Origin of the sequence: Rhizobium sp. R711 (genome assembly GCF_002211365.1) — a bacterium.
In the GTDB taxonomy this organism is placed as follows: Bacteria; Pseudomonadota; Alphaproteobacteria; order Rhizobiales; family Rhizobiaceae; genus Rhizobium.
The window spans coordinates 156747-182969 of sequence record NZ_LOKZ01000037.1 but is presented as its reverse complement, the minus strand read 5'-3'; the positions used below and the strand labels follow the sequence as shown (position 1 = coordinate 182969).

Here is a 26223-nt window from a genome sequence, read left to right as displayed (position 1 = left end):
TGCGGCGCGCGAGCGATATAGGCCGTCTCTTCCATAGTTTTATGACAGTTTCGTAATTTTATTTTGGGCTGCTTTGTGAATTTTCGCATCGTCACAACTGGTGATAAGTCTTTCATTTTAAAGGATACTGGTCGTAGCTTGCATGAGTGATGTCGAATAAGGTCGCTGGCAGTGTGAGATCAGGTTTTGCCTGGCGGCTTTTGGATGTAATGGTCAGGCATAAGACGCGTGGCTGCTGGAGGCATTGGTGAATTTCTATTCGGTTTATGATCAAGGTTTTGTCCGCGTCGCGGCCTGCACGCCGACTTGCGAGATCGGCGATCCCGATTTCAATGCGCAGGCGACGCTGGAGCTGGCGCGACAAGGACATGCCGAGGGCGTTGGCCTCATGGTGTTCCCCGAACTCGGGATCTCCAGCTACTCGATCGATGACCTGCTGGGGCAGGACACGCTTCTCAAGGGCGTGGATGCTGCGATTTCCGAGATTGTCCGGGCAAGTCGCGAGCTCACGCCGGTACTTCTTATCGGCGCGCCGCTGCAGAGCGGCGGGCGGCTCTACAATTGCGCTGTCGCCATTCACGCGGGGCGTGTTCTCGGCGTCGTTCCGAAGATGCACCTCCCAAACTATCGCGAGTTTTACGAGAAGCGCTGGTTTGCCTCTGGACGCAGCGTCCGTGGCGAAAGTATTCGGGTCGCCGGCGAGAGCGTGCCTTTCGGTACGGACCTCATCTTCGCGGCTGAGGATATGGACGATTTCGTCTTCCATATCGAGATCTGCGAGGATCTCTGGGCTCCGGCGCCGCCAAGCGATTTCGGGGCGTTGGCGGGCGCGTTGATCCTCGCCAACCTTTCGGCGAGCAACATAACGGTCGGGAAGGCGGATACCCGCAAGCTTCTCTGCTCGGCGCAGTCGGCACGCAGCCTATCCGCGTACGTCTATTCTGCCGCAGGCCCCGGCGAATCGACGACGGATCTCGCCTGGGATGGTCAGGCTTGCATTTACGAGCTTGGCAGCATGCTTGCCGAAACCGATCGCTTTCCGACGACATCGCAGATGTGCGTGGCGGATATTGATGTTGAACGGCTGCGGCTCGAGCGCTTGCGAACCGGCACGTTCAACGATGCGACCACGCTCAATCTCACCGCCGAACACGAATTCCGGCGGGTCGGGTTCCCGTTCAAGAAGCCGAAGGGTGACATAGGCTTGAAGCGCAATGTTGCACGCTTCCCCTTCGTGCCGGCTGATGAAAGCCGGCTCGATCAGGATTGCTACGAAACGTTCAACATACAGGTGCAGGGGCTGATGAAGCGGCTGCGCTCGACCGGCATCAAGCGGCTTTGCATTGGCATTTCGGGCGGGCTCGATTCCACCCATGCACTACTCGTCGCGGCACGCGCCTTCGACCAGCTGGGCTGGCCGCGGTCGGACATTCTCGGCTTCACCATGCCGGGATTTGCAACGGGCGATGCCACCAAGACGAACGCCTGGGCGCTGATGCGGAGCATGGGCGTCACCGCCGAGGAAGTGGACATCAGGCCGCTGGCGCTGCAATTGTTGAAGGACCTGAAGCATCCATTCGCGGGCGGCAAGCCGGTCTACGATACGACCTTCGAAAACGTCCAGGCTGGCCTACGCACCGACTTCTTGTTCCGTGCTGCAAATCAGCGGAATGCGCTGGTGCTCGGAACCGGAGACCTGTCGGAAATCGGCCTCGGCTGGTCGACCTACGGCGTTGGCGACCAGATGAGCCACTACAACGTCAATGCGTCGGTGCCGAAGACCCTGATCCAGCATCTGATCCGTTGGGTGATCCGCTCCGGGGATTTCAACGCGGAGGCAAATGAGACCCTGGAGAGTGTTCTTGGCACGCTCATTTCGCCCGAACTGGTTCCGGCTGATGAGAACGGCGTCATGCAGAGCACGGAGGATAAGATCGGGCCATATGATCTACACGACTTCGCTCTCTTCTACACGACGCGTTTCGGCCTTCGCCCCTCGAAAATCGCCTTCCTTGCCTACAATGCCTGGCGGGATACCGAGGCAGGCGTCTGGCCGCCGCACTTCCCAGCCGACAAGCGCCGCGGCTTCGATCTGCCTATGATCAAGCACTGGATGGAGGTTTTCTTGTTCCGGTTCTTCACGATCAGCCAGTTCAAGCGGTCGGCATCGCCGAATGGCCCGAAAGTGACGTCGGGCGGTTCGCTGTCTCCGCGCGGCGATTGGCGTGCGCCGTCCGACGGTAACGCACGGATATGGCTGAAGGAATTGAAAGCCAATGTTCCTGATGTAAAGGGTTAAGCCAAAGCCTTGCAAAAGAGAGGCATCGCTGCAGATAAGATCCAGGAGAACACTGAGGGAGCTGTGAAGCGTGACGGATGAACCTTGTCCACCTGAAGTTCTCCCAGATCTCCCCCGCTACGAGATTCGTCAGGACCTACGTGGAAGGTGGGTGATCATCGATACCTTGACGTCCCTGCCGGCGGCTTCGGACGGTAGGGATTTCGTCGGCCTCAGCAAAAGGGATGCAGAGGACATCGCTCGCGAACTGAACCTCAGCGTGGCCCAGGGCCGCGATCCTCTGATCTGATCTCCTGGAACTTGCCGAACACCGGCTGCGTTTCGTTGCCGGAGGTGCAACGATGACAGCCAATGACAACAGGCCGGACGATCACTCGACCGATCGGCACACTGCCTACGAAGCGCAGGAAGAGGCCCTGTCCAGAGAAGGGCGCAGTCTCTCCATCTGGGCGTTGCTGGGTGCCGTCGCCTTCGTGGTGGCGATGGTCGTTTTGGCGTTCAGTGTTTGGACAAGCGGCGGCACAAGCCCCGCACCAAGAGTGCCGGCCGGAGCCAACAGCCCTAACGTCGCGCCACCGCCGACGCAAAACACGAACTGACCGAGGGCCTTACGTCATCCATTTTCGATGCTCCGCGAAGCGCTCCGCGAGCAGATCGATGAACAGGCGAACTTTCGTGGGCAGGTGATTGCGGTTTGGGTAGATGGCGTTGATGCTGAACTCGACGGCACGATAATCAGTCATCATTCGAACGAAACTTCCCGAGGCAACATCGTCGAACACAACGAAACTCGGTGCCAGGAAGACGCCCTGACCGGTCGTTGTGAGGTGCCGTAGGGTCTCGGCGCTATTGGATACGATGTTGCCGCCGATCTTTACGCTCACCTGCGCACCATCTGAACCTTCGAAGCGCCACTCGTCTCCGTAGGGGTAGTAGGCATACTGCAGGCAGTTGTGGTTGGTCAAATCCTCTGGCACCCGCGGCATGGGATGGTTCTCAAGATAGTTTGGCGAACATACGAGGATGTGCCTCCACGGCGTCAGCTTTCTGACGATAAGGCTTGAATCTGGCGGCGGCACGGTGCGGATCACGAGGTCACACCCTTCCTCGATCATATCGATCATCCGTTCCCCCACGCTCAGGTCGAGGGCGACCGAAGGGTAAAGCTCAAGAAATTCGCTGACAACGGGCAGCAGAAAGCGAACGATAGCGGCGCTGGTATAGACCTTGAGCGTGCCGCGCGGTGTCGAACTCATCGCTCCGGCGATGCCGTCGGCTTCCTCGAGGTCAGCCAGGATCTGAGCGGAGCGTTCGTAGTAGTATTTGCCGGTTTCCGTAAGGCTGACCTTGCGCGTCGTGCGGTTGAGCAGTCTGACTCCGAGCCTGTCCTCGAGGGACTGCACGTGGTTGCCAACCATCGTCACCGACATGTTGAGACGGCGTGCGGCTGCTGAAAAGCCGCCACACTCCACGACGCGGCCAAAGACTGTAAGGCTCGTCAGCCGGTCCATTGGGGTTCTCCGATTATCCGCTCTGAGTTGATGATCCTTCCCGATCTAAGCAGATTATCAGAATAGACCTGACGGCGCATTGTCCATCTCATCGAATTTGACCTCGCATGGCGAGGCAAGTCACAGGAGAAGGACAATGGTCGAATTACCCCGCAAGGAAGCCTTCGAGGTCGCCGGCGACCCCGAGGTCGCAAAGGTCGCCGAAGCCCCGGTCGCACCGGCTGCGGATGTCGCACCTGCCGTCGAAGCCAGCGGCAAGAACAGCCGCAAAATCGTCAAGCGAACGATCATTGCTGCTGCGCTTCTTGCCGGTGCCGCCTTTGCGGCCGACTATGGCCATCACTATTGGACGGTTGGCCGCTTCATCGAATCTACCGACGATGCCTATGTGAAGGCCGACTATACGACGGTTGCGCCGAAGGTTTCGGGTTACGTCGCCGAAGTCCTTATCGGCGACAACGATGCGGTCAAGGCTGGGCAGGTGCTTGCCAAGATCGATGATCGCGACCATCAGGCAGCATTGTCCCAGGCCAAAGCCGACGTAAAGGCAGCCACCGCTGCCATCACCAATCTCGATGCTCAGATCGAGCTGCAGCAGTCGATCATCGGCCAGGCGAGGGCGACGATCGATGCGTCACTGGCGACGCTGGATTTTGCCCGTTCCGATGCGGCCCGTTCGCAGCGGTTGATCACCAACGGTGCCGGCACGCAGTCGCGGGCGGAACAGAGCCAATCACTTCGCGATCAGGCGCAGGCGGCACTTGAACGGGATCGGGCCACGCTGGTTGCCGCGGAAAAGAAGGTGCCCGTTCTTCAGACACAGCGCGAGCAGGCTGTCGCGCAGCGTGAGCGCGCCGCCGCCGCCCAGCATCAGGCTGAGCTCAACCTTTCCTACACAAAGATCATCGCTCCGGTCGACGGCACCGTCGGCGCCCGCACCATTCGAGTCGGACAGTTCGTAACCTCGGGGACGCAGTTGATGGCAGTTGTGCCGCTGCATTCCGTCTACGTCGTCGCTAACTTCAAGGAAACACAACTCACCCATGTCCGCGCCGGGCAGCCTGTCGAGGTCAAGGTGGACAGTTTCCCCGACGTGGAAATCAAGGGCCATGTCGACAGCATTTCGCCCGCGAGCGGGCTAGAGTTCTCGCTGCTGCCTCCCGACAATGCAACCGGCAACTTCACCAAGATCGTCCAGCGCATCCCGGTGAAGATCGTCATCGACGACGAGAAAGTGAGCGGTTTGCTTCGCGCCGGAATGTCCGTCGAGCCGGAAATCGATACCAAAGCGGCCGTCAGATAGGTGGTCCCGGGAAGGATTATCCAGTCTGACTGGATGATCCTTCCCTCCTTTCCCGAATTATCAGCCGAACCTCGTCATGAGATTGTTTCCGCATAGCCGGAAGGAGAGACGTCATGGCTACACTTCAGATTGTCGCCAACAATTCGAGTCGGCGTCCTGTGGACGCCGCGGCTCCGGAGCCTGCAGCCGCGATGAGCGCCTTTCGAATGTGGAGCGCAGTCGTCGGTTCGACGCTCGGCGCGTTCATGGCCGTCCTCAATATCCAGATCGTCAACGCTTCGCTCGCGGACATCCAGGGTGCGATCGGCGCGGGTGAGGACGACGGCGGCTGGATTTCGACGTCCTACCTGATTGCGGAGATCGTGGTCATCCCTCTCAGCGGCTGGCTTGCTCAGGTCTTTTCCGTCCGCAAGTATCTCCTGACCAACGCCATTTTGTTCCTGCTATTTTCCGTCGCCTGTGCTTTCGCGGCGAACCTTCAGCAGATGATCGTGCTGCGCGCCGTTCAGGGCTTCGCCGGCGGTGTGCTGATCCCCATGGCCTTCACCATTATCATCACGCTGCTGCCAAAGCCCAAGCAGCCGATCGGTCTGGCGCTCTTTGCCCTTTCGGCGACCTTTGCTCCCGCCATCGGGCCCACCATCGGCGGATATCTGACGGAGAACTACGGCTGGGAGTTCATCTTCTACGTCAATCTGGTTCCCGGTTTGCTGATGGTGGGAATGCTCTGGGCGTCGCTCGATCGCGCTCCGATGAAACTCGGTTTGCTCGCAAAGGGCGATTGGCCGGGTATCATCACCATGGCAATCGGCCTTGCCGCCCTACAGACGGTGTTGGAGGAAGGAAACAAAGAGGATTGGTTCGGATCGGATTTCATCATCCGACTGTCGATCATCGCCGTCGTCTCGTTGACTTTGTTTCTCATTATCGAGCTGAAGACGGCTCATCCGCTGCTAAACCTCAGGCTTCTCGCCCGTCGCAATTTCGGCTTTGGCATTGTGGCGAATGTCCTGCTCGGGATCGCCCTTTATGGCTCTGCCTTCGTTCTTCCGATCTATCTGTCGCGCATCCAGGGATACAACTCCGAGCAAATCGGTATGGTCCTCGCCTGGACGGGCATTCCACAGCTGTTGTTGATCCCGCTGGTGCCCCGTCTGATGAAGCGCTTTGACGTTCGTTTGCTGATCGCCGTCGGTTTTGCGCTGTTTGCCGCTTCGAACTTCATGAATGTCTACATGACCGCCGACTATGCGAGCGACCAGCTCTTCTGGCCGAACGTCATCCGCGCCGTTGGGCAGGCGCTTGTTTTTGCGCCGCTCTCGGCCGTCGCAACGGCAGGCATCGAGCAGGAGAATGCAGGCTCTGCATCCGCGCTGTTCAACATGATGCGAAATCTCGGGGGCGCCGTCGGCATCGCAAGCCTGCAGACCTTTCTGACCAAGCGCGAGCAATTCCATTCCAACATCCTGACGAATTCGGTCTCGGTGTTTGAGGAAGCCACTCGGGATCGTGTCGCAAAGCTGACCGCCTACTTCATGAGCCACGGTGTCAGCGATCAGGCCGTTGCCACCCACAAGGCCGTCGTTGCCATCGCGTTCAAGCTGCGCAAGCAGGCCAACATCATGGCCTTCAGCGACACGTTCTTCGTGCTCGGTGCCGCATTGCTCGTCGCACTGCTCGCAACGTTGCGGCTGAAGAAGCCAGGTCATCTGTCCGGGGGCGACGCTCACTAGCGCCTCACTCCGCGATCAGGGAGAAACGCCATGAACCGCCTCCTCCAAATCGAAACCGAGACGCGCCCTTCAAAGACGGATCGCGTAGCAGCCAGTACAAACTCACTGTTGTCGCTGATCGAGTGGCTCTCCGGCGATGAATGCCATGCGCTCGATGAGCCCGGCCTGCTCTCCACCCTCGGCCGCCGCCTGCTGCTATTAGGACTGCCGATCGATCGCTTGACGCTTCATCTCATGACGCTTCATCCGGAACTGATCGGCCGCACACTCGCCTGGGCTCCCGGCGACCCGGTCGAGATCCACGATCGCGAACATAGCGCGCGCCAGACGTTTGCCAGCAGTCCGTTGCGCAAGGTGATGGACAGCCGCGAGTCGCTCGTCGTCGGGCTGGGCGAGAGTATGCATGGGCGCTGGCAGGATATTGATATCTTTGCTGGCCGTGGGCTCGTGCAATTGATGATCGCGCCTCTTTGCAATGCCGACGGGCCGGTGAGTGCGGCGGCCTTCGGCACACGGCGACCGGGCGGCTTTACGCCTGCCGAAATTCAGGTTCTCGAGCGGATCCTACCAGCGTTGCGCAACACCTGCGAATTGCGGGTGATGCGGCAAGTCGAACTCAGCCTGCTCGATACTTATATCGGTCCGCTGACAGCGCAGCGCATCCTTGCCGGGCGAGTCCGGCAAGGTGAGATCGAATCCATCGAGGCGGCTCTTTTGCTTTGCGATCTGCGTGGTTTCACGGAGATCTCGAACAGGCTGCCAAGCAACAGCGTGCTCGAGCTGCTCAACGCTTATTTCGACAAGGTCATTCCCGCCATCACGCGGGAAGGCGGCGAAGTTTTGAAATTCATGGGTGATGCCGTCCTCGCGTTCTTTCCTGGATATGATCCGGCCCGCAGCAGCGCTTCGGCGTTGATAGCCGCCAAGGGCATTTTGCGTGAGATTGATCGGTTCGAGTTCGAGGATTTTGCTCTCAATGTCGGCATTGCCCTGCACCATGGCGAAGTCAGCTACGGCAATATCGGCTCCGGCCGTCGCCTCGACTTCACCTTGATCGGCCCCGATGTGAACCTCCTCAGCCGCATCCAGACGGCATGCGGAGACTTGCGCGTCCCGCTCTTGATGTCAGGCAGATTTCGGAAAGAGGCGCGCGCCGAAGCCGTTTCGGCCGGGCGGCACGCGTTTAAGGGGTTCTCGGAGAACGTAGAGCTCTTCTGCTTGCCGGAATCGTGAGCCTTTTCAACGATTGCTCGAAAGGACCATCGCGCCATGAAGTCGGGCGCAAGCGCCGATATGTCTACGGGAAAGTGGAAGGCGAATATAAACTATATAAATAATAGCTATTTGTTGTGTGTTCACGGTTTTGGCGTTATTTGCTGAATAATGGGATGGAGAGTACGGGGGCGTAGGGCAACAAGAAATGCTGACGAAAAAAGGAAAGTATGGTTTGAAGGCACTGGTCGACTTGGCGCGGCTTGCACCGGGGGAAACGGCCTTCATTAACGACGTTGCTTCGCGCAACAACATTCCAAAGAAGTTCCTTGATACAATTCTCTTGGAATTGCGAAATGTCGGCATTCTTCGTTCGAAGAAAGGCCCGGGCGGCGGTTATTCATTGTCGCGTCCGGCATCTGAAATTCGCATCGGCCATGTCATCCGTACGCTTGATGGTCCTTTAGCGCCTATCCGCTGTGCCAGCCGTACGGCCTTCGAAGCCTGTGACGACTGTTCGGATCCCGAGACCTGTCAGGTGCGGCGCTCCATGACTGAGGTCCGGGACGCGATCGCCGACATTCTCGACAACATGACGCTCGAGCAATTCGTCGCATCCGGCAACAAACTGGACGATGCCGACGAAGAAGCGGCTCTCTCGGTCGCCAACTAAAGGTCAGCCGCCGAAATAGTGCGTTGCGGCCGCCCGGTACAGCTCGTCAGCGGCCGCATCGTTCGCACGAATGCGTGCATTTCTCCAATATCGATCGAGATTCCGGCCGATGCTTGTCGCGCCGTTGCCCGACAGCTCGAACAGTGCGTTGGCGACATCAAGGGCGGTCCGGCTTGCGGTGACCTTGGCGGTGGAAGCAGAGAAGAACGCGGCATCGATCGTGGTGGCAGACGGCCCGACCTGAGAAAAATCGAGCTTGCCGCCGGCACTTTCCACGAGCGCGGCAGCCGCTTGCACGGAGAAGGCAAGCTTGCCGATATCGGCTGAGCGCGGCAACTCCCGAAGATTGGCGAGAGCGGCCCGGGCAATGCCGAGGTCTGTGCCCGCATGGAGAAGGGCAGCCAGGGCCGAAGCCGTCGTGTGACGGCGCGGCCCATCGTCCGTTGCAGCTTTCGCGTCGCCGGTGACGCCCTGGGCGACCGCTGTCCCGGCACCATTCGTCCTCTGTCCGAAACCATCCCAGTCATCGATGATTTGCAGGCCTTCGCTCTCGCGGGCAAGATAGAAGCGAACCTGCTCGCCCTCGGCATCGATTGCGTCGGCCACGATCCAATCGGCGAAAAGCAGGCCGGGGGACCTCAAGCTCCGCCCCTTCAGTTCATAGGCGACACCGAGCGGACTGGCTGCGCCCGCGGTGTCGAAGGCTGTCGCCGTGAAGTGATCGCCGGCGAGCGCACGAGCGAAGAGCAAGTCTCTTCGCTCTTCGCTCGGGTCGTTCCGGAACTGTTCGAGTACGGTGAAATGATGCTCAAGGCACTCGGCAATCGAAGAATCGCCTTCAGCGATGATGGCGACGATCTCGCCGAGAAGTGCGTTGGCGACATCCAGCCCCTCGTTCTCAGGGGGAACTGTGACGGCTGTCAGTCCCGACTGAAAAAGGGCGTCGAGTTCCGCGCGAGGAAAGACCCGATTGATATCTCGCTCGCTGGCCTGCAGCGCGAAGTTCGCGGCAAGACGGCGTGCGGTCGCTATCGCCTCTTCCTCGCTTTCTATACGGTGCGCGGTGGGTCTTGTCCGGTCATGAAACCGCGATACGGTCGCCATCACTCCTCCCATCAGTTGCGCCTCTAGGATTGATGGATTGCAGGTGCAATGATAAGGCGCGTTTTTCTACGAATGCACGAGCGATTGAATTTTATTGTCGTTTGATTGCGCCAATGCGAATCACTGTGATGCTTCGATGCCTGCAATGAGAGGTTCAACATGCCTTCGACGGTCCGTGAGCGGCTGAAACTGGATCCTGGCGATATTCCGATCTATGCCATCGGCGACATTCACGGCAGACTCGACCTGCTGCAGAAGGCAGAGCAGGCGATCATCGACGATGCCGCCGCGATCCCGGGGCGCAAGTTGATCATCACGCTCGGCGACTACATTGATCGCGGGCCGTCATCGGCACAGGTGATCTCGCACCTGATGGGGCTTCCGCCCGAGAATTTCGACCGTATCTGCCTGACCGGGAACCATGAGACCACGATGCTCGACTATCTTGATGGTCTGGTTTCCTTCTCGGATTGGATGCGAATGGGGTCGGATGCGCTTCTGCGCTCCTACGGGCTCGACCCGGAGCAGCTACCGCTGGTTTTTTCGAGCGCCGCCAAGCTCGATAGCTTCGTCAAGCAGTCGATTCCGAAGCCGCACGTGGATTTTCTGCGTTCCCTGCCGATCTTCGTTGATACACCGAATGTGCTATTCGTGCACGCGGGCATCGATCCAATGCTGCCGATCGATGCGCAAAGCGACGACGACCTCGTTTTCATCCGTCATCGCTTTTTTGAAAGCCGTCAGCCGCTACCGAAGGTGATCGTTCACGGCCACACGCCGAATGAGGAGCCGGAGGTTCTGCCAATGAGGCTCAATCTCGATACCGGCGCCTTCCACAGCGGCAAACTCACCGTTGCCAGGCTATGGAAGGGGCGGGTGCATCTATTCCAGACCTGATCAAGCGCCGGCTTCCGCTGGCTCCCGCTTCTTCGACGTCTCTTCGGTGTAGTAGCTCACATATTTGTGGCGGTAGCGTTCGGTGCCGCCGAAGTTGGTGAACTTGCCGAGTTCGGTCATGTCGGTCTTGTTGAGGATCACACCTAGGATCTTGGACTTGATCTGCGGCTCGGCGTTTAGAAGGTCACGCACGACGCTCGTTGGTGTCGAGCCCCATTCGGTCACGAACAGGAAGCCGTCGACCTGCGGGGCGAATGCCTTGGCGTCGATGACCGGGCCGAGCGGCGCGAGGTCGACAACGATGTAGTCGAACATCTTGCGCGCATTTTCCATCAGATTGAACATGCCCTGCGAAGCCAGCAGTTCGCTCGTGTGCATGAGATGATCGTTTGGTAGAACCGGCAGGATTGCCAGCTTCGTCAGCGGATCGACCTTGACGGCGCTCGCCCACGGAACTTCACCAAGAACGGCCTCGACGAGACCCTGCTGCGGAGGGGTTCTCAGCATGCGCGTCAGGCCGGGGTTGCGAAGATCGGCGTCGATGAGCAGCGTACGCTTGCCGCTGGAGGCGAGAAGCGCCGCGAAATTGGCAGCAGTGGTCGACTTGCCTTCTCCTGGCATCGCGGAAACGACACCGATGACGCGGTCCGATTTGCCCTGGAACATGACGTCGCTCGCAAGCTTCGCATTGCGCAGGGTTTCGGCAAAGACCGACCGCGGCGCTTCCAGCACAACACGCATGATGCGTTCGAAAGTTGCGCCGGAATCGGCAGCCGCTTCCGCCGGGTCAACCGGAGGATTGGCGCGGGGCCGGAAGATCTTGCTCTCCCGGGGTGGCTTGCCGATTAGCGGCAAGTAGCCGAGGAATTTGAGTCCAAGGATCGTCCTGACATCGCCCTCGACGCGGAAGAAACGTTCGCGGAATTCCTGGAATGCCGTGAGCGCACCGCCGGCCATCAGGCCGAGGACGATGGCAAGGCCGAGCGTCATGGTTTTTTTCGGGCTCGACGGCGAAACCGGCACGCCTGCCTCAGAGATCACACGAGCCTTGGCAATGGGGAAGGACTGCTGCTGCGAGGCCTCTTCGTACTTGCCGAGGTAGGATTCGTAAAGTGTCTTCAAGGCCGTTGCCCGCTGCTCGAGATCGTTGAGCTGGACGAGCGACTTGTCGGCTTCCGAGTTCTTGCCCGTCAGGTGTTCGATGTTCTGGCGAAGCGAGGCTTCCCGTGAACGGGCGACCTCGAACTCGTTGCGGTAGCTGGAGGTGAGTTGCTGCAGTTCCTGATAGATCTGCCGGGTCAGGTCCTGCTTTTCGGCGCGCAGTGCGACGGCCTGCGGGTGGTTCTCGCCGAAGTTTGTGGTGACCTCCTGTTCGCGTTTGTTCACCGAGACATAGCGGGTGCGCAGGTCCTGGATCACCGTGTTGTCCGTCTGGCCGGACGAGATTGCCGCGTTATTGACGGCGCTGTCGGGGCCGAGGTCGACGATCGACTTGAACTGGTTGTAACGGGCCGAAGCACTGGCGCTGTCGGCTTGCGCGACGATCAGCTGCTTGTTGAGGTCGGCAAGCTGCTGTTCCGACATCAGTTCACCATTGGCGGACGTCAGGCCATTCTCGGCCTTGAACTTCGCGACATCGAGTGCAGCCTGCTGCGACCGTTCGCGAAGATCCGCGAGGCGCTGCTGCAGCCACACCGAGGCGCTTTCCGTCGCGTCGAAGTTGGCGTTCAGCTGGTCATTGAGGTAGGCAGTGGCGTATGCCTTGGTGATCCGTTGCGCGAGCTGCTTGTCGGTCGAGCGGAAGGAAACTGCGAGAACGGAGCTGCGATTGACCCGCGATACCGCTACAGCCTCTTGCAGCAAGGCGGCTGCCTTCTGACGGCGACCGTTTCGCGCATCGTCTTCCGTTACCGGCGGACCGCCAGGCGCCAAGGCGCTGACGATCAGCTTCACGCCGGACTTGATTAGCTCGACCGGCGACTGTGAAGGGTCAAGAATTGTAGAATTGTCCTGCAGCTTCTCGGCATCAACCACGCGAAGCGCAAGTTGGTTCGATTTCAGGATTTCGACGGCGCTGGCAATCTGCATGTCGACCTGCTGCGAGCTGGCGGCCGGGGTCGGATCCTGCGCATATTTCGCGATGTCGTCGTCGAGGAGGATCTGTGTCATCGACGTATATTGCGGCGTCGCGAAGAGCAGAAAGACGACGGCAAGCGTCACGGTCGCCGCAACGCAGAGCGCGATCGATCCGGAGCGGCGGATGAGAATTGCGATCAGGCGATCGATGTCGATAAAGGAATCGGAATCGTCGGCCGCTTTGGGCAGAGTGCTGTGCAAGGTCAGGTTCCGTTGGTTCATGGCTCTATCCTTTGCGGGAGCGGGTCACGCCATCGATGGCTGTCAGGTCGGTCCGGGGACTTACCAAGTGGCGAAGCGGCGCGAGTGCGCGATGGATCCGAATGGCGATCGGCATCTTGAGATGCGCCACCGCCGACGGATTGCTCCAAGCCGTCTTGATCGCACCGGAGATCGACCGGTCTTTGATGTTCTGTACGAGGATGAGGAATGCGCGGCCTCGGCGGAGGCTTCGTTCGCGAAACTCCTGTGCGGCCGCCGCCTCCGCATCCAGCGTGTGATCTCGAAGGAAAGCCTTATCGCCTTCGATCATGGCATCGATGTGGTGAAGGGCGAGAACGCGAGAAATCGATCCCTCGCGGATCTGATAGTCGTAGCCGGGGATTGGCTCGATCACGCAGCGTCCACCAAGTGCTATAGCCGAGGCGAGGAACAGATAGTCCTCGCCGACTTTGAGGGCCTCGTTGAAGCGAAGTCCATGCTGTTCGATGAAGGCGCGCTGAAAGATTGGCTTGAGATAACCAAAGTTATGCGTTGTCTGAAACAGGGCATTCGATCGTATGAATAGGGGAAGCGTTAGCTCGGGCGTCTCTGCCAGCGATTGTGCGGTAAACATCGTCTCCGGCGGAGTGCCGTCGGCGCGAATGACACGGAGATTGTCGACTGCAATCTGAGCGTCAGCCTTCTCGGCGCGCTCGATCATACGCCGCAGCCGGTCCGGTTCGACGGTATCGTCGGAATCGAGAACGGCAAGCCAACGGCCTGTCGCGGCCGACAGGGCCGCGTTACGCGCTGCCGCAGGCCCGCCGTTGCGGGCGAGGGCCAGCAGCTTGACGTTCCTGTCTGTGTAGCGATCCGCAATGGTTCTTGTCTCGTCCGTCGAGCAGTCATCAGCGACGATCACCTCGACCGAGACGCCTCTTTGTGCAAGCGCGCTATCGATCGCCTTGGCGAGCGTTTCCGCCGCATTATAGGCGGCGACGATGAAGCTGACGTCGGGTTGGGTTTGCGTCATGCGGCCTCCGCCGTTCCATACTGACGAATTTCACGCACGCCCAGCAGACCGCTGACCACGCCGGTATGCATGAGGCCGCGAAGGGCGTAGCGATACCGAGGGATCGGGGAAAAGATGCAGGCAAGCGCCGCGGCATAGCAGAAGACTGCTTTGGCGCCGGCGAGGCCGACCTGCTTTAGCCGCTGCAAGCCGGTGTTCTTTTCCTGGAGTAGCCGCCCGTGTGTCTGGCCGAAGCGGAAGCGGCGTTTGGCGAGCCAAGATAGGCCAGCGCGGCTTTCGGTCACCGGTTCATAAACATAAGCCTCGGGCGCAAAGGCGATCCCGCCGCCATCGGCATGCATGTGGCTGAAAAATTCGGTGTCCTCGCCACCGGTGCGCCCAAGCGCCAGGTTGAAGCGGCGCCCGACAACATGGGGCGAGTCGAGGCGAAGGAGGACGTTACAAGTGTATCCGGTGCGGATTTCGCCGCCGACCCAGACGGGCAGGGTGGAATGGAAGTCGCCCTCGCGCATCCAGTTCGGCGCCGTGGACGAATAGACGCTGCGGACAGGACCAAGGACGGCATCCGCCTTGGTCTTGCTGGCGACAGCAAGCAATTCCACGAGCCATTCTTCGCAGGCGTCCTCATCATCGTCGATGAAGGCGAGGAAGTCACCGGTCGCGTTGTCCAGACATGCATTGCGGGCAATCGAGATGTTCGAGGCGGGGCAGTGCACATAGGTAATTTCATGCGGAATGGTCGGGCGAAGCGCATCGATCCGTTCCTTCGCACTCGGCACCTTGTCGTTGTCCGCCACAATAATCCGCAGCGTTGCGCCATCAGGCACGGCGAGGACCGCCAGCGAAAGCAGCGCTTCGTCAAGCGAGGCGCGGCGATACGTGCAAACGCCGATGTCGATCCGCATGGGTTTCACATCACTCATGAGGAGACCTTTCTGCCGCGGAAGCTCAGAAGCTCCATCCAGAAGCCTGCTGACCAGGCGAAGTGCATCACCATCGCTGAAACGGCGGCGAGCGGGCCGTACGGGTTCCGGTGGCCGATGGCCATCCAGAAGCCATAGCCCACGCATGCAACGGCCCAGAGGCTGAATGGGATGACGGCCGCCCAGTTCAGAACGGCAAGAAAAGCGCCGATAAAGACCGGTACGACGAGAAGCGGAAGCATCTGCCGAAGATTAGGCATGCTGCCATGCTTGAGAATGTTCTTTGCCCGACCTCGACCGTAGCCGAGGTACTGGCGAAACAGCGTCGAGATGGTCGAGCGCGGATAGTAGGTCATCCGGGTCTTGTCGGTCATCCAGATGCCGAAGCCTGCCTGCTTCAGGCGGTAGTCAAGTTCCGCGTCCTCGTTATGGCTGAAGGTCTCGTCATAGCCGCCGACGGCATCGAAGGCTGCGATGCGCATCAGTGCGTGATGGCCGTGATTGGTCCAATGACCCTTGGCGCCCTCGCGATGCTTGGAGCCGCCGTTCCCGAGCTTGGAGTTCTGAGCAAAGGCCGTTGCCTTCTGGAAGACGCCGAAGCCGACGGTTTCCATCGCGACCACGACGGAGTCCGCCTGAGTCAGCACGGCTTCCTGCACAAGGCGACGGCAGTAATCGGCTGGGTAGTCGCCATGCGCGTCGATGCGGATCAGGTAATCGTAGTCTCGGCCAAAGGTCTGCACAGCGAGATTGATTGCTGCGCTCTGGATCCGACGAGGATTGTGCAGCAACACGATCCGCGGATCGGCGGCGCTGATGCGGGCGACGATGTCGCGTGTCGCGTCCTTGCTGCCGCCGTCGGCGACGACGATCCGGGCATTCATGTGATCGAGTTCGAGGCTCAATTTGGCGACCAGAGCCTCGATGTGTTTTTCTTCATTCAGGCAGGGAATGATGATGAGACTGGAGACGCTGGCACCGACATCAGGCTTCATGGTTGTCCACCCTTCTGGAGATACGCTTGTGGGAGTAATTGCGCCGGCGCCGCCCCTCTCTGCGGTGGCCGGAACAAGGCGGGAAAGGCTCGCGACGAGAGCAGAGCAATCGCTGCGGTCGGCAAGCCAGGTCTTGCGATCCTTGGCGGCGACGGCCTCGCTCAATGCGCGGTAACGATCGCCGGTCAGGCTTTCGAACAGATGTTCGAGCTGCGAAACGGTCGCTTCCGAAAGTGCAAGGCCGATGTTGCGGCTCTCAAGGAAACGTGCCGTCTCGGTGCCCCCAAGGGCGATCGGGACAGCGCCGTACAGGCAGCCCTCATAGAGCCGGTTCGGCAGAAGCCAGCTCGAATTGAGGCCTTCCTCGAAAAAGTCGATCGCCCATGAGAAGTGGACGTCATCATAGATCGTCCGCAAATCTTCGGGGTTGCGGTAGGCGCCTTCGAAACGGAGATAGGGCTCGTCACGCACGAACGCGTCGAAATCGTCGAACTCGGAGTAGGCGGGGCGACCGCGCAGAACGATTTCGACCCTGCCTTCCATGCGGCGCGAGAAATCGGCGAGCAGGCCGAGCGATTTGCGGCACCGAAGCGCACCGAACCAGCCAATCTTCCACGACTCCCCCGGTTGCTTCAGGGGGCGGCCGAATGCCGGCCCGACGGCTGCTTCCTCGAGCGAGATAACCTTGTTTTCAATCAGAAGCGTCTCGGCTTTGACGCCGGATCGAGGATTGAAATAGTTCTCTATGAAGGCGGGGGAACTCGTCAGGATCAGCTTTGCATGTTTGCCGAAATGCGCCTCGGCACGGCGGATCGCCTTGCCGATCATGTCGTCGCGCAGCAGAAGGCGATGGATATCCAGGCATTCGTAGACAACGGGAACGCTGCCGCCGAAAAGCGTGTTGGCTTTGTGCGCGACGGCCAGCGCTTCCAGATTGCGTCCGATGATGAGATCGGGCTTCTCCACGTTCCTCAACAGCGCCTTGAGGCCCGCTATCGCCTTTGCGACAGCACTCATGCGCTGCGCAAACTTCGCATCGGCCGTGCGCCCGAGTTCGATCGGCGTGACGCCATGCATTTCGGCAAGCCGGTTCTCTCCACGGCGGAAACCGGCGAGCACGACTTCGGCACCTCCCTCGCGCAGCATCAGCACCCGCCGCCGTACGGCGGGGTCTGACAGATCATGCACGAGGTAGAGCACTTTGAGCATCGACGTTCCTTTTTGTGTGTCGGCCTCTGCGGGGCTGAGTGCCTGCGGGACGCTGGTCAGTTGAGCGTGCATGCGATCGATTTAGGGAACTGGCACTTGTCGCCGAGCGCGGTGAAAGCCACGCGATCGACGCTGAGAACGGCCGGCTTCGTGTAGTCGAAACGACCCATCCAGTTCGAAAGCGTGTCCGAACCCCATAGGCTGAAGAAGATCTTCTGCGGGGTGGACGGTATCTTCGAGGGATCAGTAACGTCCTGAACAAGCTTGCCGTTCAGGTAGTAGCGCAGGCGATCCTTTTCCCAGATGAAGGCATAGTCATTGAAGCCCTCATCGGCTTTACTGCCAACCGGAACGAGCTTCTCGTTGCCGCCCTTGGCCTGCACATACTGGTTCACCTGCACCTCGCCGGTGTTCTTGCCCAGCACTTCGAAGTCGATCTCATCGTGCTTCTGCTTGTCGGCGGGGCCGATGTAGGTGAAGAACGCGGAATTGAGACCAGAGCCAGTGCCGGCCTTGATACGAGCTTCATAGGTGCCATAGCCGTAACGCTTGGTCGTCTGGATCTCGCCACACAGATAGTTCCGGTCCTTGGACTTTCCGTCCGCGAACGAGAGCTGCAGGGCGCCGTTCTCGACCTTAGCGTTGTTCTTCGACCAGGTGCAGTTCTGGTGGGCGCCGTTGTTCCAGCCGTCCGAAACGTACCAGAAGCCACGATTGATCTTGTCGAAGTCATCGACAAAGGACGTTCCGGATGCCTGTTGTGCCAAAGCCGGCAGCGCTGAAACGCAGGCTGCCGTGATGGTCAGAAGGCTGAGGCAAAGTTTTCGCGCATGGGCGATTTGGGTCGTCATGTGTCACCTTTGCTGTGTAACGAGTTTGCGAGAGACGTCCTGGGGCGACGCCGGGGTTGCGGACCGTTTGGTCCGGCCGCCTGTCAGAATTGCGTAGAGACGCGGAAAGTTCCGTCGGCACAGCCCGTTCGACAGTGCGAGAAGCGGAAACAGCAGGGCGAAAGACAGGACGAAAAAGAGCGGATAGAAGCTCATGTTCGTCTTGCCCCAGAGGATCCAGAGAAAAATGAGCAGCGGATAATGAGCACAAAAGATCCAGAAGCTAAGGCTTCCCGTCTTCGCAAGCCGTTGACCTAGCTGCGTCTTGATCAGCGGTGCCGACAATAGCCAGAAGCCGAGCGCGCCGACGATTGCTAGCGCATTGCGGAAGAATTGCACCCAATCGGGCAGGGAAGGGCCTGTGACGAAGATTGCCGTTGCCAGAAGTGCCGAGGCCGCGAGCAACAGGAAGATGCCAACCAGCGCAAAGCGGTCGAGAGCCTTCAGGTCGACCTGCTGCAGGGCAATGAAGATGCCGAGACTGAAGCTAAAGAGGATCGAGCGCTTGAGCACGATATAGATCGACAGCTCCGGAACCAGTGCGATCACCAGCAAGGCGGTCAACGTTAGAATCGGCGCGCGGCTGATCAGCCACGCCAGAATCGGCGAAAGCAGGATGCAGACGAAGAGATCACGGAGGAAATAGAGGGGTACGTTCGCCGGAAAATTCTCCACCGCCAGCACTTGCGTCATGAGATCGCGGCCGGACACGTCTAGCGGGTCAGGCAAATAGCCGTCGCCAACCCCAACGCTGGTGGCGAGAATGATCGCTGCAATGAACGCGCAGTTCCAAAGCAGGAACGGCAGAAACACCGTCTGCACCTTCGTGCGCACGGCTTTCTTGTAGCTGAAGTTTTCCTGCCCGCTACGAAACAGCAGATAGCCGGAGATCGCGCTCAGGCAGGGAACGCCGACGCGAAAAAGCGCCTCCGTCAGGAAAACCCGGATCCAGTCAAATGCGCCGTAGGTCCCGTCATAGGGACTGCTGGCGGCGTCGAACGGTATATGGACGAACACAATGCCCGAAATGAGCACGATGCGCATCAGATTGATCCGTGACGATACATTCGCATCAACATTCACGTTATCAGTCACCCCTTTTGGGCCGCACCTCCCCTTGCGACCGTTTTCAATCAGAGCAGACTCGAGCCCGCACGCCGAAGGTAGGGCGGATTCACGGAAGAAAATATGGCACTGCAGCAAAAAGTGATCGGCGGTCCCACTTCGTAACAATCGTCCTGTGCTGGCTCAGTATGGGAAAAAGCCGACGTGTCGGGCTGCCGAATCGTCCTGAACGTCAACAGGAGCAGTGCATTTTATAACTTGATGATATTCATGAATTTCTGGGTCCTTTCCCCGCCAAAGGGCCCGAAAGTTTTTGTTGGCTGGTGAACGATTGTTACAACGCGAGGCTGACGAACCGTTCTGATCGTGGCCGAATTGCGGCCCGGGACCGAGCAGTCGTTTCGTTTCGATACGGCGTGGCAAGATCCGATCTACTCATCCGCTTTGACAAACTTCGGCCGAATTGAGCGTCATCATTTTGCAGTGCAGCAGACTTGCTATGCCTTCATTCACCCCTAGATGCGCTGGGGCGGAAAACATCACTTCCCGTATCTCAAGGAGAGAGTATGGCGACCTTCACGATCATCATCCCCTTCTACCAGCGTCAGGACGGCATTCTCAGCCGCGCTCTGGCGTCGGTTTTCTCGCAAAGCTTCAAGGATGTTGATGTCATCGTCGTCGACGACCATTCACCATGCTCTCCGGATGCGGACCTCGCGCTCCTGTCGGATGAGGATAGGGCGCGCGTCACTGTGATCGCTCAGCCGAATGCTGGGCCGGGCGGCGCCAGGAACACTGGCCTCGATCATGTGCCGGAGGCAACGCGATACGTCGCCTTTCTCGATTCCGACGATGTCTGGACACCCGATCATCTGGCCAATGCGGCCACGGCGATGGAGGCTTTCGGTGGCGACTGCTATTGGGCGTCCATCGAAGGGGGCGAGGAGTTCGACTACCATTTCGGCATCGTCGCTCTCGAGAGAGAGGAGGGGGCGCGGCGTCTGTTGGACAAGCCGCTGATCCTCGATGTGCCGGATCTCGCCGGTGTCATGCTGAAAAATTGGGCCTTCCTGCACATGTCCTGCATGGTCATTGGCCGCCCGCTGTTCGAGAAGGTTCGTTTCGACGCTGCCCTGCGATTGGCGGCCGAGGATGTGCTGTTCTTCTGCGATTGCATCATCGCGGCGAAACGGGCGCTGCTCTGCGGAGAGCCGGGGGCGTTGCGTGGGGAAGGCATCAACATCTTCCACGGCGTCGACAACGCTTCGCCGGAGTTTCTCAAGCAGCAGTTCATCACCTGGATGGCGCTTGACCAGCTGGAAAGCCGGTTCTCCAGCAGGCCCCAGGAGGTCGAGACGATCAAGGCGCACAAGAACACCGCGCGAAAGCAGGCGATCTGGAGCCAGATCGGCCTACTACGTCGCCGCAAGACGCCGGATTTCAGATTGCTCGCGCGCTGGACAGCGCGCGACCCCCGTTTGCTTCAGAGCGCGCTTGAGCTGGCAGCCGCGAAGTTTTCGAGATAGTCGAACCCCGGCTACTTGGCCGGGGCGCTCAGAAGATATCTCAAGCCATTGCCTTGCGCGGTGACGGAAACGCCACCCGGATTTCGCAGGCGCTCCGTCTTGTCCATTAGGATGCCTGTTGCAACGGGCGGGAAGGCTGCCGGGTGCGTTGCGATGTAGGCGATTGCTGCCAGCGGGCCCGATTGCGATTTGATGTCGAGGAACCGTCGCAACTCATATTTGCCGCGCACATGCCGCTCGTGCCGACGCACGGCCTCGGCGGCTTCCGGCGGCAATCTTGACGATGTCAGGAGCGCACGATCGGCCTCGTAAAGGCGGCGAAGATCTTCGGTGCGGTGGCGACCGCTCAGCGAATTTCCGCGTACGACAGCCCCGTAGCCGCAGCTGTGGATGACCTTATAGCGCGCTCCGAGCGCCAGCGCCCTGATGTAGAGATCGTAATCCTCCCCAAGCCGCATCTCCTCGCGATAGCGCAGGCCATGCTTGTCCAGGAAGGCCCGCCGCATGATCGGCTTGAGGAAGCCGATTTCACCGCGGCGAACGCCACGCTTGGAAATGTTGCCATCGACAAAGGTGGGTAGATCCAGGAACAGCGGGCTCTCGGCAAATTGCTGGAGGCGCTGTGGTGCCTGGCTTGCCGTATCTGCATCGACGAAGGCGATGTTGTCTGCAACGAACTCCCAGTCGTCTTCGGCAAGCATCCGGCGAAAGCGTCCCTCGAAGAAGAAATCGTCCGCGTCGAGGATTGCGATCAGGGGTGCCGAAGAGATGTCGATGGCGTGGTTGCGGGCGGCGGACGGGCCTTTGTTCTGATCGAATCGGACGACATTCAGCCTTCCGCTGGCGTCGTCCGCACGTCTTGCGGTCTCTGCCGTGCCGTCGCTGGAGCCGTCGTCGACGACGACCACTTCGGCCACTTCTGGCTCCAGAAGCGCCGATCTAACGGCGGCTTCGATGGTATCCGCCGCGTTCTTGGCTGCGATGATGACGCAAATGCTTGCCGTTTTTGCCACGCGTAGCCTCCGTTGTTTTTCGCTCCAACAACTAAGACGTCAAAATGTGGCGGACAACGGGTGGCCGTTCAAATGATGTTACGGGCGCCGACACTCACCATGCCGGAGAGGCACGACCGTGGTTCGAATCGCGATGCTTAGCGGTTGAACGGTTCAGAGCCCTTGAAGGGCGTCACGGGCAGCTTTTCCGTTTCTTCGCGCTTCACTGCGGGACGAATCGTACGGCTCTTCGATTCTTTCCAGACAAGGTAAAGCACGCCACCGAAGTAGCCGGCCTGGAGCAGGACGGCGCAAATCGCGGTCTTGATCGCGGTGCCGGCGAGGGAACCGCTCAGCCAATACGTTGCCACAGCAAATACGGCCAGCGCGCCGAGCATGCTGAAGATAACGCGAGGTGCATACATCTGTTGCCTCCTCCATCGGAGCTTCGTTCAACAAACAATCGTTGAAGACGAAACCGCCATCAGGATCCTTCCTAGGATAATGTTTTACAGGACTTCCTGTTTCAACTGAAGCTCTGGAGACGTTTTTTGCGTCTGCGAGATGGGTAGTACAGCGACGATCTTAAAGGTTTCTTCCGGCTATTGGTAAAAATGCCACGTGCTGCCGCTGCTTGGCTGCTTTTGGCAAAGATGATTAAAAATTATTAGGCGCATCTCTGGTTGTGCGCAATTTGGCAATACAAGTTACTATTAGTGCCACAATGTCGACCGTACCGAGCGGGTCAGGATGGTTTTTTGTTCAACTTTTATTACAAAGTTTTAATTTCAAACGTTTAGCTGGTGCAGTGCAAAATGTATGGTGCGATGCAATAAGCAAGCTCTGCGGCAAATAGAAACCGGGGCTTTCCCAGAAGCCGCGAATGCAAACCATCAATTGCCAGTACCGGGCCCGAACGACCTAGACTTCAGTATCTTTGGCCCACACAGCAATGCCCGAGACTTTTATTGATACACGCGGAGATTATTTCGGCATCGCCAAAGAATTGTATAGCTGTTTCAGCAGAACCTTAAAAACAAAAAAGTTGAACGGCGGCCGCAAAAACCCATCGTAAAGCCCCAGTCTTAAAATTGTGGCTTAAAAAAACAAAATCACCTCATACACTTCGAATTCGTCAGGGCTAGCTAAGCGCCTGAGCCTACCCGACCAAACGGCAAACATAAGTGGAGTTACCTCTATGAAGTCTGCGACGAGATCGGACAGTTCGCCATTTTATGGCGCAGTTCATCAGAGCGTGTTTCCGCCGACTGGCGGGATCGCGAAACGGGCATTCGATGTGTCCGCCGCCTGCCTCGGGCTCATCTTTCTGAGCCCGCTTTTTTTGATGGTGATGTTGCTAGTGAAGCTCTCCGACAGGGGGCCGATCTTTTACGGGCATCGCCGCATCGGCCACAATGGCCAGGAGTTCGGTTGCCTGAAGTTTCGGACAATGGTCACCAATGGTGACAAGGTTCTGCAGGAGCACCTGCGCAACAATCCGAAGGCGATGGAAGAGTGGCGTGCAACACGCAAGCTGCAAGACGACCCCCGGGTCACTGCGGTCGGTGCTGTTCTACGCAAATTGAGCCTTGATGAGCTGCCCCAGCTCTTCAATATCATCCGCGGCGAAATGAGCGTCGTCGGTCCGCGTCCAGTCGTTCGAGACGAACTCGAAATGTACGAAAACGCGGCCGTCTATTATCTGCAATCCCGCCCTGGCCTGACGGGCCTCTGGCAGATCAGCGGACGCAATGACGTTTCTTACGCAACCCGCGTCGCTTTCGACACGCACTATGTCGAAAACTGGTCGTTGGTTCGGGATGTCGTGATCATCGCACGCACAATCCCGGCAGTATGCGCTCAACGCGGCAGCTACTAAGCCGCATCTCAAAATCCAAACAGTACTGCGCGGCAACGCCTTGCGGCTTGTCGTGCCGAAATACGGGGAAGGTTCATGGAAAAACGCTTTCTTGACGGCAAGGCCGGAAGACGTCGCACGCTAAGATCCGGTGTGGTTATCGCAGCCGGACTTGGTGCTTTTCTGGCTTCGTCATCGCTTGCCGCTGCCGACGACTACCGTCTCGGTATTATGGACAAGCTGAAGATCCGGGTGGCCGAATGGCAGACCGCGGATGGCAGCATCCGCGACTGGTCGGTCGTCAGTGGGGACTACACCGTCGGGCCCTCAGGAAGCATTTCCCTGCCTTTCGTCGGTGATTTGCCTGCATCCGGCAAAACGACGGATGCGATCGCCCAGGAGATCGGCTCGGCTCTGCAGAAGCAATTTGCCTTGAAGGACCGACCGTCTGCCTCGGTGGAACTTTCGGAATTCCGGCCGGTCTATCTGTCCGGTGACGTTGAAAAGCCCGGCGAATATCCGTTTGCGCCCAATCTCACGATCGTTAAGGCCGTGAGTCTTGCCGGCGGTCTGCGCCGCGCGGACGCCGGTCAACGGTTCGCCCGCGACTTCATCAACGCCAAGGGTGACGCGGTCGTCTACATGGCCGACCGGGCGCGCCTGTTGGTGAAGGAGGCGCGGTTGCGCGCTGAGATCGCGAATCAGGATACGATCGAAATGCCGAAGGAGCTTCAGGACAAACCGGAGGCGAAGCCTCTGCTTGACAGCGAAACGGCTCTCATGAACACCCGCAAGAAACGCTTGACGCTGCAGCTTCAGGCGCTCGCAGATCTCAAGCAACTGCTTCAAAGCGAGGTCGAGACGCTTGCCAAGAAGACCGACACTCAGACCCGTCAGCTGCAATTGGCAACTGAGGATCGCGACAAGGTCGAGGATCTCGCCGAGAGAGGGCTGGCGCTCAGCAACCGCAAGATGGCCGCTGAGCAGCGGGCCGCGGATACCGAGGCGACGCTCCTCGATATCGATACGAATTCGCTGAAGGCCAAGCAGGACATCAGCAAGGCCAATCAGGACGAGATCACGCTTCGGAACGACTGGGATGCGCAGCTTGCCCAGGAACTTCAGAATGCCGAGGCTCAACTCGATGAACTCAATCTCAAGCTCGAAACCAGCAACTCGCTGATGGCGGAGGCGTTGACGCAGTCGACTGATGCTGCCCGCTTTGACACGAGCACCGGGGCCGCGAGCATCGCCTATTCGATCGTCCGCGAAGTTGACGGCAAGGCGAAGGAGATTCCGGTTCAAGAAAATACCGCACTCCAGCCCGGCGACTTGATCAAGGTCACTGCCGGATTGGCGATGAGATAACGAGGCCGCAATGCGGATCGCAAAATCTGTGCTCATTCAGCCAGGCGGGAATGCGGCCTATGCCATCCCCGCCGTGGCGCTGTCACTTTTTTGTTTCGCCTACTCGATCAAGTTCGGGCAGGTGGCGATCCTGCTTTACTATGCGCTGTGGCTGCCGCTGATCGCCGTGGACTACAAGAAGGTCCTCGGTAGCCATGGTCGCTATTTCTGGATCTATGCCTTCGCGGCGCTCGCCTTCCTGTCTGTCTTCTGGTCGGCCGTTCCCAGCATTTCCCTGCGAGCCAGCATCCAGTACCTGACGCAGGTCATCTGCGCCCTGATTGCGGTACGCGTGCTCGACGTCAGAACCCTGACGGTGGGCATGATCGCGGGCGTCGGGATCGTTCTCGTGTACTCGCTGCTGTTCGGCTACTACGAGTATGATCCGCTGGACGGCACCTTCAGTTTCGTGGGTGCCTTCGCCTCGAAGAACCAGCTTGGCTTCTATGCGTCGCTTGGGCTGATCGTCTCCTTCGCGGCTGTCTTCATCTTCGGTGAGCGGCGCCTCTGGATGGCGGCCTCCGGCGTGGTCGGGCTTTTGTCTGCTTACTGCCTCATCGCCTGCCAATCCGCGACATCCGTGCTGACCACCGCCGTCGTGATTGCTTTGATGATGGGGCTGCGTGTCGTCCTCGCACTGACGCCCGATCACCGCAAACTGCTGGTCGTCGGCGGTGGCGTCGCGGTCATCGTTCTCGCCGTTGCGGGTGTTTATCTAGGGGCGGTCGATGCCGTTCTCGGGATCTTCGGAAAGGACTCCACGCTGACCGGACGCACCTATCTCTGGCAGCAGGGGATCGAGGCGGCAAAGCAGAACCCGGCCTTCGGCATCGGCTACCAAGCCTACTGGGTCCAGGGCTTCTCCGAGCCGGAGCGTCTGTGGGAGGAATTTTTTATCGGGTCGCGGAGCGGCTTCCACTTCCACAATACCTATATCGAAACGGCAGTCGAACTGGGGCTCGCCGGCGTCATCACCCTGGCGGCAATGCTGCTGCGGATTTTGTGGGGGCACTTGCGGCGCGTCATCGAGGATTTCAGGAATGTCGAATCCTATCTGCTTTTCTCGATCGCGGTCCTGCTGACGATCCGCTCCTTCGTCGAGATTGATATCCTCACTCCGTACAACGTTGGGACGTTTCTTTTCTACTTTGCGGCCGGAAAGCTGGCGACCGCACGCCGCCAGCCGGCGGTGAGTTCATGGCGAACTGAGAAGTCGCTAGAGCCCATCACTCAATAACGTCATGCACTTTTGACCG

22 protein-coding genes are annotated in these 26223 nt (G+C 59.1%); 12 read left to right on the top strand and 10 right to left on the bottom strand.

All coding sequences use genetic code 11. The annotated features are described in order from the left end of the window. The first annotated feature begins 247 nt into the window (after positions 1 to 247). From ATY80_RS25770 to ATY80_RS25760, 3 genes are all read left to right on the top strand, one after another. Complete coding sequence (locus tag ATY80_RS25770) at positions 248 to 2299, top strand: NAD(+) synthase (RefSeq protein WP_088695123.1); 2052 nt, start codon at positions 248 to 250, stop codon at positions 2297 to 2299. A gap of 151 nt (positions 2300 to 2450) precedes the next feature. Continuing rightward, positions 2451 to 2588 (top strand): hypothetical protein, encoded by a 138-nt coding sequence (locus ATY80_RS29850; protein WP_245306932.1) that lies wholly within the window; start codon positions 2451 to 2453, stop codon positions 2586 to 2588. A 52-nt stretch (positions 2589 to 2640) separates the two neighbouring features. Continuing rightward, positions 2641 to 2898 carry a hypothetical protein gene (locus tag ATY80_RS25760; RefSeq protein WP_088695121.1) on the top strand — a complete coding sequence of 86 codons (258 nt, stop codon included), beginning with the start codon at positions 2641 to 2643 and terminating at the stop codon, positions 2896 to 2898. A 9-nt stretch (positions 2899 to 2907) separates the two neighbouring features. On the opposite strand, the gene ATY80_RS25755 is transcribed toward ATY80_RS25760, so the two are convergent. Continuing rightward, positions 2908 to 3810, bottom strand: coding sequence for a LysR family transcriptional regulator (locus ATY80_RS25755; protein ID WP_088695120.1), 903 nt, complete (start codon positions 3808 to 3810; stop codon positions 2908 to 2910). 136 nt (positions 3811 to 3946) lie between these two features. On the opposite strand from ATY80_RS25755, the gene ATY80_RS25750 reads away from it, so the two are divergent. From ATY80_RS25750 to ATY80_RS25735, 4 genes are all read left to right on the top strand, one after another. Beyond that, positions 3947 to 5113: an HlyD family secretion protein gene (locus tag ATY80_RS25750; protein WP_088695119.1), complete on the top strand. Its 1167-nt coding sequence runs from the start codon at positions 3947 to 3949 to the stop codon at positions 5111 to 5113. Positions 5114 to 5226: 113 nt separating this feature from the next. Continuing rightward, a complete protein-coding gene (locus tag ATY80_RS25745) occupies positions 5227 to 6846 on the top strand; it encodes an MDR family MFS transporter (RefSeq protein WP_088695118.1) in 1620 nt (539 codons plus the stop codon). Between the two features lie 30 nt (positions 6847 to 6876). Then, on the top strand, positions 6877 to 8079 hold the full coding sequence (locus tag ATY80_RS25740) for an adenylate/guanylate cyclase domain-containing protein (protein ID WP_088695117.1): 1203 nt from the start codon (positions 6877 to 6879) through the stop codon (positions 8077 to 8079). Positions 8080 to 8266: 187 nt separating this feature from the next. Further along, positions 8267 to 8731: an Rrf2 family transcriptional regulator gene (locus ATY80_RS25735; RefSeq protein WP_088695116.1), complete on the top strand. Its 465-nt coding sequence runs from the start codon at positions 8267 to 8269 to the stop codon at positions 8729 to 8731. A gap of 3 nt (positions 8732 to 8734) precedes the next feature. On the opposite strand, the gene ATY80_RS25730 is transcribed toward ATY80_RS25735, so the two are convergent. Continuing rightward, on the bottom strand, positions 8735 to 9835 hold the full coding sequence (locus ATY80_RS25730) for a monooxygenase (protein ID WP_088695115.1): 1101 nt from the start codon (positions 9833 to 9835) through the stop codon (positions 8735 to 8737). 159 nt (positions 9836 to 9994) lie between these two features. Between ATY80_RS25730 and ATY80_RS25725 the strand changes: the two genes are divergently transcribed. After that, on the top strand, positions 9995 to 10732 hold the full coding sequence (locus ATY80_RS25725) for a metallophosphoesterase family protein (protein WP_088695114.1): 738 nt from the start codon (positions 9995 to 9997) through the stop codon (positions 10730 to 10732). On the opposite strand, the gene ATY80_RS25720 is transcribed toward ATY80_RS25725, so the two are convergent. The 6 genes from ATY80_RS25720 to ATY80_RS25695 all read right to left on the bottom strand — a co-directional run bounded on the left by ATY80_RS25720 (position 10733) and on the right by ATY80_RS25695 (position 19202). After that, positions 10733 to 13090, bottom strand: coding sequence for a polysaccharide biosynthesis tyrosine autokinase (locus ATY80_RS25720; RefSeq protein WP_088695113.1), 2358 nt, complete (start codon positions 13088 to 13090; stop codon positions 10733 to 10735). It abuts the gene before it with no gap. A gap of 4 nt (positions 13091 to 13094) precedes the next feature. Beyond that, entirely contained in the window at positions 13095 to 14102 is a 1008-nt protein-coding gene (locus ATY80_RS25715; protein ID WP_088695112.1) for a glycosyltransferase family 2 protein, read from the bottom strand. Further along, entirely contained in the window at positions 14099 to 15025 is a 927-nt protein-coding gene (locus ATY80_RS25710; RefSeq protein ID WP_088695111.1) for a glycosyltransferase family 2 protein, read from the bottom strand. The genes ATY80_RS25715 and ATY80_RS25710 overlap by 4 nt, the downstream gene beginning before the upstream one ends. Beyond that, positions 15022 to 16020, bottom strand: coding sequence for a glycosyltransferase family 2 protein (locus ATY80_RS29135; protein ID WP_189637275.1), 999 nt, complete (start codon positions 16018 to 16020; stop codon positions 15022 to 15024). The genes ATY80_RS25710 and ATY80_RS29135 overlap by 4 nt, the downstream gene beginning before the upstream one ends. Positions 16021 to 17285: 1265 nt before the next feature. Then, positions 17286 to 18080: a glycoside hydrolase family 16 protein gene (locus ATY80_RS25700; RefSeq protein ID WP_088695109.1), complete on the bottom strand. Its 795-nt coding sequence runs from the start codon at positions 18078 to 18080 to the stop codon at positions 17286 to 17288. A 3-nt stretch (positions 18081 to 18083) separates the two neighbouring features. Then, a complete protein-coding gene (locus ATY80_RS25695) occupies positions 18084 to 19202 on the bottom strand; it encodes an acyltransferase (protein WP_088695199.1) in 1119 nt (372 codons plus the stop codon). Between the two features lie 548 nt (positions 19203 to 19750). On the opposite strand from ATY80_RS25695, the gene ATY80_RS25690 reads away from it, so the two are divergent. Beyond that, the gene (locus tag ATY80_RS25690; protein WP_088695108.1) at positions 19751 to 20710 is read left to right on the top strand and encodes a glycosyltransferase family 2 protein; all 960 of its coding nucleotides are present in this window, start codon (positions 19751 to 19753) and stop codon (positions 20708 to 20710) included. A gap of 11 nt (positions 20711 to 20721) precedes the next feature. Here ATY80_RS25690 and ATY80_RS25685 read toward each other — a convergent pair whose 3' ends face one another. Both ATY80_RS25685 and ATY80_RS25680 read right to left on the bottom strand, forming a co-directional pair. Next, entirely contained in the window at positions 20722 to 21723 is a 1002-nt protein-coding gene (locus ATY80_RS25685) for a glycosyltransferase family 2 protein (RefSeq protein WP_088695107.1), read from the bottom strand. A gap of 137 nt (positions 21724 to 21860) precedes the next feature. Continuing rightward, complete coding sequence (locus ATY80_RS25680) at positions 21861 to 22127, bottom strand: exopolysaccharide production repressor protein (protein WP_088695106.1); 267 nt, start codon at positions 22125 to 22127, stop codon at positions 21861 to 21863. A 773-nt stretch (positions 22128 to 22900) separates the two neighbouring features. Between ATY80_RS25680 and ATY80_RS25675 the strand changes: the two genes are divergently transcribed. From ATY80_RS25675 to ATY80_RS25665, 3 genes are all read left to right on the top strand, one after another. After that, on the top strand, positions 22901 to 23581 hold the full coding sequence (locus ATY80_RS25675) for a sugar transferase (RefSeq protein ID WP_088695105.1): 681 nt from the start codon (positions 22901 to 22903) through the stop codon (positions 23579 to 23581). A gap of 75 nt (positions 23582 to 23656) precedes the next feature. Continuing rightward, positions 23657 to 24928, top strand: a complete 1272-nt coding sequence (locus ATY80_RS25670; RefSeq protein ID WP_088695104.1) for a polysaccharide biosynthesis/export family protein — start codon at positions 23657 to 23659, stop codon at positions 24926 to 24928. Between the two features lie 10 nt (positions 24929 to 24938). Beyond that, positions 24939 to 26204 (top strand): O-antigen ligase, encoded by a 1266-nt coding sequence (locus ATY80_RS25665; RefSeq protein ID WP_088695103.1) that lies wholly within the window; start codon positions 24939 to 24941, stop codon positions 26202 to 26204. The last annotated feature ends 19 nt before the right edge of the window (positions 26205 to 26223 follow it).

Bases quoted from the DNA above. Each gene is read 5' to 3' on its own strand.
- ATY80_RS25680 (WP_088695106.1), bottom strand. From the start codon at position 22,127: ATGTATGCACCTCGCGTTATCTTCAGCATGCTCGGCGCGCTGGCCGTA.
- ATY80_RS25720 (WP_088695113.1), bottom strand. From the start codon at position 13,090: ATGAACCAACGGAACCTGACCTTGCACAGCACTCTGCCCAAAGCGGCC.
- ATY80_RS25665 (WP_088695103.1), top strand. From the start codon at position 24,939: ATGCGGATCGCAAAATCTGTGCTCATTCAGCCAGGCGGGAATGCGGCC.
- ATY80_RS25675 (WP_088695105.1), top strand. From the start codon at position 22,901: ATGAAGTCTGCGACGAGATCGGACAGTTCGCCATTTTATGGCGCAGTT.
- ATY80_RS25730 (WP_088695115.1), bottom strand. From the start codon at position 9,835: ATGGCGACCGTATCGCGGTTTCATGACCGGACAAGACCCACCGCGCAC.
- ATY80_RS25715 (WP_088695112.1), bottom strand. From the start codon at position 14,102: ATGACGCAAACCCAACCCGACGTCAGCTTCATCGTCGCCGCCTATAAT.
- ATY80_RS25740 (WP_088695117.1), top strand. From the start codon at position 6,877: ATGAACCGCCTCCTCCAAATCGAAACCGAGACGCGCCCTTCAAAGACG.
- ATY80_RS29135 (WP_189637275.1), bottom strand. From the start codon at position 16,020: ATGAAGCCTGATGTCGGTGCCAGCGTCTCCAGTCTCATCATCATTCCC.
- ATY80_RS25755 (WP_088695120.1), bottom strand. From the start codon at position 3,810: ATGGACCGGCTGACGAGCCTTACAGTCTTTGGCCGCGTCGTGGAGTGT.
- ATY80_RS25745 (WP_088695118.1), top strand. From the start codon at position 5,227: ATGGCTACACTTCAGATTGTCGCCAACAATTCGAGTCGGCGTCCTGTG.
- ATY80_RS25760 (WP_088695121.1), top strand. From the start codon at position 2,641: ATGACAGCCAATGACAACAGGCCGGACGATCACTCGACCGATCGGCAC.
- ATY80_RS25750 (WP_088695119.1), top strand. From the start codon at position 3,947: ATGGTCGAATTACCCCGCAAGGAAGCCTTCGAGGTCGCCGGCGACCCC.
- ATY80_RS25735 (WP_088695116.1), top strand. From the start codon at position 8,267: ATGCTGACGAAAAAAGGAAAGTATGGTTTGAAGGCACTGGTCGACTTG.
- ATY80_RS25725 (WP_088695114.1), top strand. From the start codon at position 9,995: ATGCCTTCGACGGTCCGTGAGCGGCTGAAACTGGATCCTGGCGATATT.
- ATY80_RS25710 (WP_088695111.1), bottom strand. From the start codon at position 15,025: ATGAGTGATGTGAAACCCATGCGGATCGACATCGGCGTTTGCACGTAT.
- ATY80_RS25690 (WP_088695108.1), top strand. From the start codon at position 19,751: ATGGCGACCTTCACGATCATCATCCCCTTCTACCAGCGTCAGGACGGC.
- ATY80_RS25670 (WP_088695104.1), top strand. From the start codon at position 23,657: ATGGAAAAACGCTTTCTTGACGGCAAGGCCGGAAGACGTCGCACGCTA.
- ATY80_RS25700 (WP_088695109.1), bottom strand. From the start codon at position 18,080: ATGACGACCCAAATCGCCCATGCGCGAAAACTTTGCCTCAGCCTTCTG.